This is a genomic window from Microcoleus sp. Aus8_D2, from assembly GCF_036702665.1.
GTDB lineage: Bacteria > Cyanobacteriota > Cyanobacteriia > Cyanobacteriales > Microcoleaceae > Microcoleus.
On sequence record NZ_JAUBUN010000001.1, the window covers coordinates 172,316 to 183,401 of the forward strand.

At 48.1% G+C, this 11,086-nt stretch carries 12 protein-coding genes; 5 read left to right on the forward strand and 7 right to left on the reverse strand.

Annotated elements, in window-relative coordinates; all coding sequences use genetic code 11:
* Positions 1–119: 119 nt before the first annotated feature.
* Positions 120–380 carry a MoaD/ThiS family protein gene (locus QUB64_RS00745; protein WP_333268957.1) on the reverse strand — a complete coding sequence of 87 codons (261 nt, stop codon included), beginning with the start codon at positions 378–380 and terminating at the stop codon, positions 120–122.
* A 434-nt stretch (positions 381–814) separates the two neighbouring features.
* Here QUB64_RS00745 and QUB64_RS00750 point away from each other — a divergent pair, with 434 nt between their 5' ends.
* Positions 815–1,165 (forward strand): hypothetical protein, encoded by a 351-nt coding sequence (locus tag QUB64_RS00750; RefSeq protein ID WP_333268958.1) that lies wholly within the window; start codon positions 815–817, stop codon positions 1,163–1,165.
* 424 nt (positions 1,166–1,589) lie between these two features.
* On the opposite strand, the gene QUB64_RS00755 is transcribed toward QUB64_RS00750, so the two are convergent.
* From QUB64_RS00755 to QUB64_RS00765, 3 genes are all read right to left on the reverse strand, one after another.
* A complete protein-coding gene (locus tag QUB64_RS00755) occupies positions 1,590–1,721 on the reverse strand; it encodes a hypothetical protein (RefSeq protein WP_333268959.1) in 132 nt (43 codons plus the stop codon).
* A complete protein-coding gene (locus tag QUB64_RS00760) occupies positions 1,711–3,087 on the reverse strand; it encodes a cytochrome P450 (protein ID WP_333268960.1) in 1,377 nt (458 codons plus the stop codon). The genes QUB64_RS00755 and QUB64_RS00760 overlap by 11 nt, the downstream gene beginning before the upstream one ends.
* Before the next feature lie 137 nt (positions 3,088–3,224).
* A complete protein-coding gene (locus QUB64_RS00765; protein WP_333268961.1) occupies positions 3,225–3,491 on the reverse strand; it encodes a hypothetical protein in 267 nt (88 codons plus the stop codon).
* Positions 3,492–3,939: 448 nt separating this feature from the next.
* Here QUB64_RS00765 and QUB64_RS00770 point away from each other — a divergent pair, with 448 nt between their 5' ends.
* Together QUB64_RS00770 and QUB64_RS00775 are read left to right on the forward strand one after the other, a co-directional pair.
* Positions 3,940–4,203: a hypothetical protein gene (locus QUB64_RS00770; RefSeq protein ID WP_333268962.1), complete on the forward strand. Its 264-nt coding sequence runs from the start codon at positions 3,940–3,942 to the stop codon at positions 4,201–4,203.
* Positions 4,204–4,530: 327 nt separating this feature from the next.
* Entirely contained in the window at positions 4,531–6,771 is a 2,241-nt protein-coding gene (locus QUB64_RS00775) for a phosphoketolase (protein ID WP_333268963.1), read from the forward strand.
* A 463-nt stretch (positions 6,772–7,234) separates the two neighbouring features.
* Here QUB64_RS00775 and QUB64_RS00780 read toward each other — a convergent pair whose 3' ends face one another.
* From QUB64_RS00780 to QUB64_RS00790, 3 genes are all read right to left on the reverse strand, one after another.
* Positions 7,235–8,299: a tetratricopeptide repeat protein gene (locus tag QUB64_RS00780; RefSeq protein ID WP_333268964.1), complete on the reverse strand. Its 1,065-nt coding sequence runs from the start codon at positions 8,297–8,299 to the stop codon at positions 7,235–7,237.
* 208 nt (positions 8,300–8,507) lie between these two features.
* Entirely contained in the window at positions 8,508–8,747 is a 240-nt protein-coding gene (locus QUB64_RS00785; RefSeq protein WP_333268965.1) for a hypothetical protein, read from the reverse strand.
* A 276-nt stretch (positions 8,748–9,023) separates the two neighbouring features.
* A complete protein-coding gene (locus tag QUB64_RS00790) occupies positions 9,024–9,314 on the reverse strand; it encodes a hypothetical protein (RefSeq protein WP_333268966.1) in 291 nt (96 codons plus the stop codon).
* A gap of 426 nt (positions 9,315–9,740) precedes the next feature.
* On the opposite strand from QUB64_RS00790, the gene QUB64_RS00795 reads away from it, so the two are divergent.
* On the forward strand, positions 9,741–10,676 hold the full coding sequence (locus QUB64_RS00795; protein ID WP_333268967.1) for a LysR family transcriptional regulator: 936 nt from the start codon (positions 9,741–9,743) through the stop codon (positions 10,674–10,676).
* Positions 10,673–11,086: hypothetical protein (locus tag QUB64_RS00800; RefSeq protein WP_333393929.1), on the forward strand; the 414-nt coding region annotated here is incomplete at its 3' end. The genes QUB64_RS00795 and QUB64_RS00800, both read left to right, overlap by 4 nt.

Consider the following 11,086-nt stretch of genomic DNA (forward strand, 5'->3'; position numbering starts at 1 on the left):
AGGAACCAGAAATATAGCAAGAAACCCGGTTTCTGATGTGACGACGGGGCCGAGAAACCGGGTTTCTGATTTCCGCGGGCGATCGTTCTCAATTCTTCAATCGAAAATCCCAAATCGTATTATCCACCGCTGACGGGGGGGATGAGTACAACTTCGTCGCCGTCTTGGAGGATGGTGTCAGGGGAGACGAATTCTAGGTTGATGGCGAAACGGGTGCGATCGCGCCACTGTTCTAATTGAGGATGTTGGGCGATCGAGCTTTCGAGAACTTGAGACACTGGGGTTTCGGGAGGAAGTTCTACTGTAAGGAACGAAACGCCGTAGGCTTCACCGAAGGCGGCGAATAGTTTAACGGTGACGGTAATTGAAGAGTTAGACACGGCTGTTTAGTGCGATCGACAGTTTGGCAATTATTAACTAAACCATACAATTAATTGAGAATTAGGCGCGCCCAGGCTTAGAATAGAAAGCGGCAATCTCTAGTTAAGTTTTACCCGCTCTGGTAAAAATGACACTTGATTGCAGCAAAAAATCCGAACAGCCTTGTATGCCGATCGCTCTCACCAACCAGCGGTTAGAAGCAGTTTGCATCCGCTTAGCTCCAGCTAGCTAAGGTCGAGTTTGCTGCTGTTGATGCTCCTGCAAAACTATTTTTTGAGGATGCGGTATAGATACTTTACGGTAATTGTGGGAGAGTACAAAAACATCGCACTAAATTTAGCGGGCCACAACGCATATAATGCCCTGCTCAACGGCTGATTTTCGACTCAAAATCAGGTTTTAAAGTCGATATTTAAATTCCCGAACTTCTGTCATGCTTAGCAAGCGTGCCGTTCTATCTAAGAAGAATAGTCAAGTTAACGCGATCGAGATATTTATGGCAAATAACGATTTTAAAGTGCTGCAAATTATTGAAGCTAAAGGCTGGTATGCCTTTGGGAGTACGAAGCAAAGCCAGCACGTTGAGAGGTGGGTCAGACCTGTGGTGTGTTGGGTGTTAATAGAAGATAAAAAAAAGCGGCGGATTGTGACTGCTACCGCTAGCTATCAGATCCAGATTGACGATAAAGAAGTCGAGTTTTTTGCCCACGAAAGCGAAATTAAAGATCTGGAGAGCCTCCCCAAGTCTGTCTCGGTATCAGAATTTCTGAAGACAGAAGATTGAGAGCGGGGTACAAGGAGATCGTTTAACAAGTTATTAATTATTCCTTAGTGATTCCTTAAACTTGCTGTCGGATGCTATTTCAATTAGAGGCAGAACCTCTCTAATTGCGGAGAGGGGTAGATGGGGACACGAGGGAAAATTTATACTTTTGCCTTGCCTTCTGCATCAGAAAGCCCAAGGCCTCAAATACCCCAAAAAATAAAGAGGCCGGAAGATTGCAGGCAATGCCAACGCGCTTCCGACCTTGCTGAATAACAGGGTATGCATATGTTTCTCAAGTATGGCAGGCAGGCTTTCTAGATATCAAGAGGGCTATTGCAATCACCCACTTTTGCTTTTGGGCTGTGTTTGCAAGGCTTCTACTATTTTAGACAGAAAATTGGAAATTTGAAAGCGGGCGATGGTTACAGGTGAAGGATTATAGCTATTTTTCTGTAGCGGGTGCTACCAAAAATGGAGGCGAGGGCGGTCGATCGCACATTCTGCCTAAATTGTTTGCACTCAAAGCCGAAAGTGCGATCGTCCGCCCCCCTGCGGCTGCGACATCAAACCCCACTAGCAACAGCTTCAGGTATCTGCTGCCGCATCCGCCGCCCCAGCATCACCATCCGCACGCCGCCCGCTGGCCCTAAAGTCACCCCTCGGCGTTTGGCCTGTACGGGCTGTTTCTCGGCTAATTGAAGGTCGAAATCGCGCAAAATGGTTGCCAGCACCAATTTCATCTCCAACTGCGCCAGGGCCATGCCGATGCAGCGGCGACTACCACCTCCAAAGGGCAAATACTCGTAAGGCGAGAATTGCCTCTCCAAAAACCGTTCTGGTTTAAATTGCAACGGTTCTGGATACAAATCCTCCCGCCGGTGGGTTAAATAAATCGAGCCGACAACAACCGTACCAGGTTCGAGTTGATGTCCCATCAGTTCCACAGGCTCGCGCACTTCTCGTGGAAACGTCAGCATTCCCACGGGGTAAATTCGCAGCGTCTCCTGACAAACGGCACTCAGGTAAGGTAAGCGGAAAATCGTCATCGGGTCTGGATTTTCCCCCAAACTGTCCAATTCTGCCAGCAACTTCTGGCGCACAGAGGGTAAGTGGTGAATCCAGTAAAATGCCCAAGCTAGGGCCGTTGCTGTGGTTTCGTGGCCTGCAAACAGCAGGGTCATCAACTCGTCGCGCAATTCTTCATTGGTCATTGGTTCGCCGTTTTCGTCGCGGGCGGCCATCATTAAGCTGAGAATGTCGGTGCGGTTGGCGTCTGGTTGCAGCCTGCGTTCTTCAATTTCGGCATAGATCAGATCGTCAACTTTCCGCTGCCGCTGTTTCATGCGTCCCCAAGGACTCCAGGGCCCCCAATCTTGCTGCATCCAATTCAGAAACAACATACTCGATCGCAGGGGAGAGTCGGTCATATTGACGACTGAGGCAAGTAGAGGCTTGAGTTCTTGCAACCGCGGCCCGTCATCAAAGCCGAAAACAGCCTGCAAGATCACCCGCATCGTGACTTCCTGCATGGCGCTGCGGGCCACAAAAGGTCGATCGACAGTCCACTTGCTAGCAACATCTCGAGCGATATCGCAAATTAGTTGGCCGTAATTCCGCATCCGTTCCCCGTGAAAGGGTGGCATCAATAATTGGCGCTGCCGTTTGTGCCTTTCTCCCGAGAGGATAATCATGGATTGTTCTCCCACCATGGGTTTTAGGATGCTGTTCAGCCTGCCTGGAGCGTGAAGCGCGTTGCTGTTGAGCATCTCCTGTATAGCTTGCGGGTGGTCGATCATCACGAATGGTTCGAGGTTGCCCCATCGCGTGGTGAAAATGTCGCCGTATTGCTTGGCACATCGATCCATGTATGTCAGCGGATCGCCGATCCACTGAATTAGCTGCACAAAGGGTGGAGTTTTGGGGCCGTTAGGTAGTGTCATAGGAATTGCCTCGGTTGTGGTAACAGGAGTTAGGCTGCATCAACAGATATCAAAAGGTTTGAAGGTTTATTCAATCCCTGTCAAGCTTTTTTTAAGGGGAAAAGTGTATCAGCCCCATCTCCAATAATTTTAATAGGTTATTCTCGAACGGTACTCAAAATGTCCTGTCCGAGCTCTGTAAAACGGACTGTTTTGATTTGCCAAGGGGCATAACTGGTTAAGGTTTGGCGCACGCCTCCGAACAAACCTAACATCTGACAACTCGACAGATTCTGCAATTTCTGCCGGGAATTCCCGGAGGCCCGCAGATCGACGGTAGCTATTCCGAGGTGGCGATCGATCTTCAGCCGATAACCAACTAAACCCAGACTACTGAAAACCTGCTGGTTTAACACTTCATTCATAGCCGATGACATTAACTGGCTGTCTGGGCCTTTGACACTCCCCGGTGTAAAGACGCGGGGATTCTTGGTTCAGCGATCGCGATCGGGCCCGCGACAGGTTTTCACCAACCTCAGTAGCGGTCCGATCTCGTAGAAACGAGTTATTGCAGCCCATGCTCTTTCTGCACGAGCCTGTCTAGCCATTGAGTTCAACTTATTTGCCAAGTCAAATTCCTTGGCCCGCGACAGCGCAATTTCTTGACATCTCCACCCAAGACTTAGCTTCACCATCCATCCACAGTCCAATCGACTTATTCCGAATAAACTGCGTTACTCGGATAGCCTCGTCTACTGCAACAAACTGTTTAACTTTGCCCTAGGCTTTGAACTCAAGAACTAGCATGGTTGTTCCTGCTATTCTTATAGTAGCACATCTACTATAATAATGGCTTGAGATGCTTCAATAGATTTGAAAGTCCCCCTAAAAGGGGGAGGCTTTAGACCCAATTATTCGGTAAACAATCAGAAAGCGATTTGCACCAGCAGCCGGATTAACGGGCCGTGCGAAGGTTTGATATACAGGTGGCGCCGCGATCGATATCCGGCTCCTGCACTTAGCAGTTTCTTTGTTTTGCTGGCGAATCAAAAGGCTAAACCTTCTCTTTTTGAAAGCGGCACTGCGATTTATATTAATGTTGGGGAACGGCTGGGTTTAGATGTTACCGAACCATAAACAAAGAAGGAATTCGTCAGTAGTCAGTAGTCGGGCCGTCAGTAGTCAGTAGTCGGGCCGTCAGCAGTCGGGCCGTCAGTAGTCAATAGTCATCAGGAAGAAGGAAGAAGGAAGAGGGAAGAGGTAAGAAGATCAGACTGCGGTTCAAACCGCTCGATATTCTTATGCAAAGCGTATTACGTTCTAACCGTCTTGGCGGTTGCTATGAAAATTTTAGATATTTGACTGATTTATGATTCGACTTAGCAGAAGTGATGATTTTTTGCAACACAGAAGCTATAAAATTACTGTTACATGAATTCAAGTCAAATTTTTCAGGTATCAAGCATGACTGCAACTACGCCGAAGGCAACGTCAGCAATTCCCAGTTTTTGCGAAGGAATCCAGTATTTCTCCGAGACAGTGCCGGGTTTTGAGACTTACGGGAAAGCACCTGCGATCGCCCAAGGAAGCAATTCGATCGCCGATGCAGCCGATCCCGCCGCCGTCTTTCAAACGATGCTCGGAGCAGACGCCCTGCGCTACCTGACGCTGCAAGTGACAGCCAGCAAGGCATCGGGACATCCGGGGGGTTTTGCCAGCCAAGCTGAGGCCTACGCTGCGTTGGTGATGCTGGGACACAAGAACATTGTCACCGAAGTCGGGCACCACGCGCCAGGATTTTATAGTGCCATGTTTCTCGATCGATCTTTGGAAGACATGGGAATTTTCAACGTGCAGCAAGTGCGCGATAAATTCCGAGAAAAAGACGGTTTATTAGGACATCTTTCCGGCTTCATTCCCGGTCTTTTAGCACCAGCAGGCCCCCTCGGACAAGGGCAGCATTTCGCAATGGCTGGCGCGCTTTTACACCCCGACAAACTGTTTGCTTTCACAATGGGCGACGGCGGCATGGGCGAACCCTATCCGATGAGCAGCATGGCGCATTTCCACACTGCTTATCCGAAGGCTACTAACTTTTTGCCAGTGTTAGTTTGGAACGGATATTCTCAAGAACATCACAGCATGGTTTCGACTAAAACTAATGCTGAAATGATTGCTTATTGGCAAGGAAACGGTTTTGAAGAAGTCATCTTAGTTGATGCTAAGGAATTTGACGATAAAAATCAACCGGAAGCTTATGTTGACAGCACTGCTTTTTCCCTCGAACAGCGCATGGCATTTACCAAAGCTGTGTTACAAGGAGTTGACAAAGCGGCAAAATCTGCTCTCGGCGGCAAATTGACTGTGTTTATTATTAAACAGTTGAAAGGTGCGGGCGTACACGCGCGCGGAGCAAAATCTCACAACCTTTATCCAAAAGATACCCTCGATGCACCGCACATTATCAGCGCTTTAAAAGAGCGCGCTTTGACTGCTGATGCTTGGCAGTTGGTGCGAACAAATTGCGAGCGCGCGGGTGGCGGGCCTGCTGCGAAAACCGTTGTTACTGAGTTTACATTGCCACTGGCAGATTTGGGCGAATTGCCTTTGGAAGAATTTGCGGTTGGGGGAGAAGCGAAAATTTCGACAACTGCAATGGGGCTTTTGGTGGGAACAGTCGGCCAGCGCGATCGCACTTTTCTGGTCACCAACGCCGATGGAAACGAAGCATCGGCAATTGCCAACATCAACCAAGCTCTCAAAATCATTCACCCGACGACAGATGACTTGTACAATCAATCGCCAAACGGTCAAGTTTACGAACCTTTGAGCGAAGATGCTTGCGCGGGTTTAGCAGTAGGATTGTCGCTATTCGGCGCGCGGAGTTTGTGGTGTTCCTACGAATCTTTTGCCATTAACGGTTTACCAATTTGGCAAACTGTCACCCAAGCAATGGCAGAATTGCGCCGTGCAACTCCGGCGACTGTCACCTTATTTACAGCAGGTGCTTTAGAACAAGGCCGCAACGGTTGGACGCACCAACGCCCGGAAATTGAGGCTTATTTTGCGGCGATGATGCGCAATGGAAATGTGTTTCCTTTGTTCCCACCCGATGCTAACAGCATTCAAGTCTGTTACGATTGGGCTTTGACTGCCAGAAATAAGGGAGTTGTGATTACTGCGAGCAAGTCGCCACTGCCAATTCGCACTACTTTTGAACAGACTCGCCAAGGTTTGGAATACGGTGCAATTGTGCTGCATGAAGTCGCTTCTCCCCAAGCTCCCCACAATCAAGGGGAGAGCAAGAAAGTTGTGTTTGCTGTTGTGGGCGACATGACTTTAATGCCAGTGTTTGAAGCGGCGGCATTTTTGGAAACAGAAGGCATTGGAGTGCGGATTGTTTCTGTTGTGAATCCCCGCCGTTTGTACCGTCAAGGCGATGTTGCTTGGGATACTTGTTCGGAAGCTGACGGCGGCTTTTTGAGCGATGAGAAATTTGCCGAAATGTTTGGCGGAGATGCCTTAATTGGCGTGACAGGCGGTGCTTCTGGGATGTTGGAACCGGTGATGCTACGCAGCAATTGTCCGCGCGATACTTTCGCTTGGAAGCGGGGCGAAACGACTGCTAGCGCTGGTCAGTTGATGGCGTTTAATGGGTTGACGGCTGAGGCGTTGACGAAAAGGGCGATCTCGCTAGTTCACTAAGTTAGAATTCAATACGGTTCAGTTAAGGCAGATCCCCCCTAACCCCCCTTAACAAGGCTACGGTGTACACACAAGTCATGAGATCCCCCCTTAGCTTGCCCCCTACTCCCCCTTAAAAAAGGGGGGAACGGGAGTCAAAGTCAACCCCTACTCCCCTTGTTAAGGGGGATGCGAGGGGATCTCCGAGGATTTTGGTTCTACACAGAGATGTGTGTACAGGGTAGCCTTAACAAAGGGGGGGGACAAGAGTATTCTCAAAGTCCTTCGACTATCGGGGGGATGCGAGGGGAATCTCCGGGGAATAAACAGCGCTAACTTAACTGTATTGAGATAAGCTGTTGTGGCATTTAACTGGTGTGTCAACAATCAATTAAACAATGAGTGGGACGTTACTATGAGCAGCGTCCCGAATATATAATTTAAATGCGCAACAGCTTATAACCTTAATGATTAGATACTCCCATTATTGTGGCAAAGACTGCCCCGACGACAATCGTTTAATGCCATCCATCGCTGTGGTTTCTCCAACTTGGTCTCCGCCCTCGCGGGCAATTTTCAAAGCTCGGTCATAGGAGTCGAGAGCTTTAGCGGATTGACGGAGACTTTCATAAATCGCGCCCATATTATTGAACAAGCGTCCGATACTTGTCTTGTCGCCGATGGCTTCAAACATTGGTATTGCTTGCTGAAAATAGATTAGGGCTTGAGTATCTTTACCTTGTTTGCGACAGGTAAGTGCCATGTTGTTGAGGAGGCGGGCGACGCCAGCCCTGTCTCCGATTTCCCGGCGAATTGCTAAAGCTTGATGGTAAAATTCCATTGCTCTGTTAAAGTCGCCGATGTTGTAATAGACGCCACCCATGTTATTGAGGGTACGGCCTAAATCGCGCCGATCGCCTTCTTTGGTGCGAATCGTCCGCGCTTGCTGGTAAAATTCGATCGCCTTAGCGTAATTTACCTGTTCCGCGTACACCGCCGCGATGTTGTGAAAAGATTCTGCTATTTCAACTTGGTCATTGGCAGTTTTGGCGAGATCCAAAGCTTCTTGGTGCAGTTTCATCGCTTCGGCAAAATTGTTCGTAACCCGGTTGACGAAACCGATGAGATTGAGAGTGCGCGCGATGCGGGGCCCTTCGCCGATTTCGCGGTGAATGGCTAAAGCTTGCCGCAAAATTTCCAAAGCTTTGGGGCGCAAACCCATTTCTGTGTAAACTTCCCCGATATTGTTGAGGGTGTCTCCGATTCCCGGTTTGTCGCCTAGTTGCTTGCGAATTGCCAAAACTTGCTCAAAAGTCTGGATTGCTGCTTGAAACAAACCCTCGCGGTGCTGTTTGACTCCTGTTTCAAAGAGTTTGTCTGCTTCCGTTTTGGGGTCTGTTGCTTGGGCGCGATCGCCCGAACGAGCCTGTCTGGCATTTATAATAGGGGCAAATGCCCGAGCGTCTGAGATTGCCAGCAAGCTGAGTGCGGGCGATAAGACAATACTTATAGCTGCGAGATAGCTGAAGTGGTAAGAGCGGCAGTACACCGATCGAGTCCTCCAAAAGCCAATTTATAACTAAGATAGACCTCTTTAGGGTGTTCCGCCAGATTTTTTTCTCAGTCCCTAGCGAAGGATACCAGTTTAAACAAAGAATGCAACTGTAAGCCCGTGCTGCAAACCCATACACAATAAGTAATTCCCAATTCTTCAATCCAAAATCTCAAAGCTCAAATCGCATGGCTGGGCTGTTGTCTTACCAGACTGCTAGAATCAGCGGCATATTGTTGAGAGCGGAGACGACAGCAAAGTTTTTGCTCGGCGGAAGCGATATTTTTTCTGGGCTGTGCAAGATGATGTCCTGTTTGTCAAGTGTGATCCAAGCAATTCCTGACAAAACTTGAATTTCTCGATGAGTTTGAGGCAACCTGTACACCTCGTTTTTCATGAGGATTATACGATCGGGCGCTGCACATTCGGAGTATCTTTGAAGCATAGCATCTCCTGGGAAATTAAGAATCAAAAATCCACAAATTTTTCCCAAGTATCCTAGGGGCGGGTTCAGCAAAAATCTTGGGAAACCTCAAACAATCTCTAATATCATGTCCGGTCGATTACCATAATAAAAAAGGTTTGTAGTGCGTCCTGGTGTCCGCAGATTTTTGCGGACACCAGGACGCACGCGCGAACCAATCTTATGGCGGTTAATCATCGGACACGATCTAAAACCCGCCCCCACACAACCAACAATCTCAATCAACCTTTGCCGTAACTATTCGCAATAACGCCGATCGATCCAAGCGCGCATTTCATCATCCGTCGCCGCCCAGGTAGAGCGACCTGTCGCCCGATCGCAACCGTGCCACCAAGTGTTACCATAGCGATCGCAAGTCTGCCAGATTCTGACCTCGTTCTCGCCAGATGCAGCGGTGAGCAAACCTTGCCACAGTTGATTGATAGTTGAAAAGAGCGATCGCCCTTTGTGTCTTTTGGCATATTTAGCTCGCTCCTTAATCGAAACAACAGTTTTTTCGGGAGCCAGCCGATTTTCGTAAGTAGACATAACAAACACCTTCAAATCCTCAATTAAACACAAATTGCATCATGAAAAATAACAGCTAAAAAGCAGCAATAACTTGCTCGCTACAGCACCTTTTTATCCTTATGCAATTCCTGTCAAACTAAATCTATTGCCTGATAAATTAACCCTAACTCTTGGCAAAACAACAATCAAATCATTACTTGCATAGGTTGTATGAATAAAATCGATAGATAAATATACCAACCGCGCCCAACGGTTAGGACGTTATTAATTACTCCAACCCTTGCGTTCGAGTCCTTCTTCCTAATGACCGATGACCGATGACCGATGACCACCCTTCGACTTCGCTCTGGGTAAAATGACCGATGACCGATGACCGATGACCGATGACCGATGACCGATGACCGATGACTAATGACCGATGACTTCTTCCTTCTAGGAAACGCTATGAACGAAATCAACACACGGCGGATGAAACTCTCTCAGATTCAGGCTTTGATAGCAGTAGCCGACTGTGAAAACTTTAGCGAAGCGGCTTTACAAATGGAACTGTCACAATCAGCAGTCAGCCACGCCATCGCCTCTTTAGAAACAGAATTGGGAGTGCAATTGTTCCATCGGGGGCGACACGGCGCTCAACTGACGCCGGTGGGGGAAAGGGTGGTGCTTCACGGGCGTCAAATTGTGCGATCGTTAGAAATGATGGTGAAAGAAGCTGATTTAGACAAAGGTTTGCAGGGCGGCGTGGTGCGGATAGTCACGTTTCGGAGTGTCGCAACTCATATCCTACCGGGTATTATCGCCCAATTTCGCGATCGCTTTCCCAAGATTGCCGTCAGCATTACCGAAGTGTATTATACCCAGGCTGTGGAAGAAGCTTTGCGATCGGGCAAAGCAGACATCGGCTTTGTTTCTCTTCCCATCTCCGATGAATTTGAAACTAGAGAAATTTTGCGGGATAAATATGTGGTGTTGCTGCCGCCAACTGCCAAGTTATCATGTGCTAAAATTACCTGGGAAGTATTAGCAAATTATTCGCTGATTTTGCAGCCGCCGGAAACAGCTTGTTCCGTACCGCTGCGCAAATATTTAGCAACTTCGGAGTTTCCCTTAAATATCGCTTACGAACTCAGCGAAGATTCAACTATTGTCAGTATGGTAATGCAAGGTTTGGGTGCCGCAATTATGCCACGTTTGGCGGCGGAACCGATACCTGCTGAGGTAAAAATTTGCAGTTTACCAGCGGCTTTTGAAAGGGTAATTGGGGTGGCTGTTTTGAGGGATGCGCTGTTAATTCCGGCCGTGTTTGCGTTTTTGGATTTAGTTACTAAAAATGCGGGCGAGGTTGAGATGGATACCGATTTTCCACTCAATCCTTCATGAGTATAAAAAATATTGGTAGGGTGCGTCGCCATCAACCATCCCCAAAAAAGACGAAAAATAGAAGAGCGACGCACCAAGCAATAATATTTGATCAAACAACCCTCAGTAATATTGGTAGGGTGCGTCGCCATCAACCATCCCCAAAAAAGACGAAAAATAGAAGAGCGACGCACCAAGCAATAATATTTGATCAAACAACCCTCAGTAATATTGGTAGGGTGCGTCGCCATCAACCATCCCCAAAAAAGACGAAAAATAGAAGAGCGACGCACCAAGCAATAATATTTGATCAAACAACCCTCAGTAATATTGGTAGGGTGCGTCGCCATCAACCATCCCCAAAAAAGACGAAAAATAGAAGAGCGACGCACCAAGCAATAATATTTGATCAAACAACCCTCAGTAATATT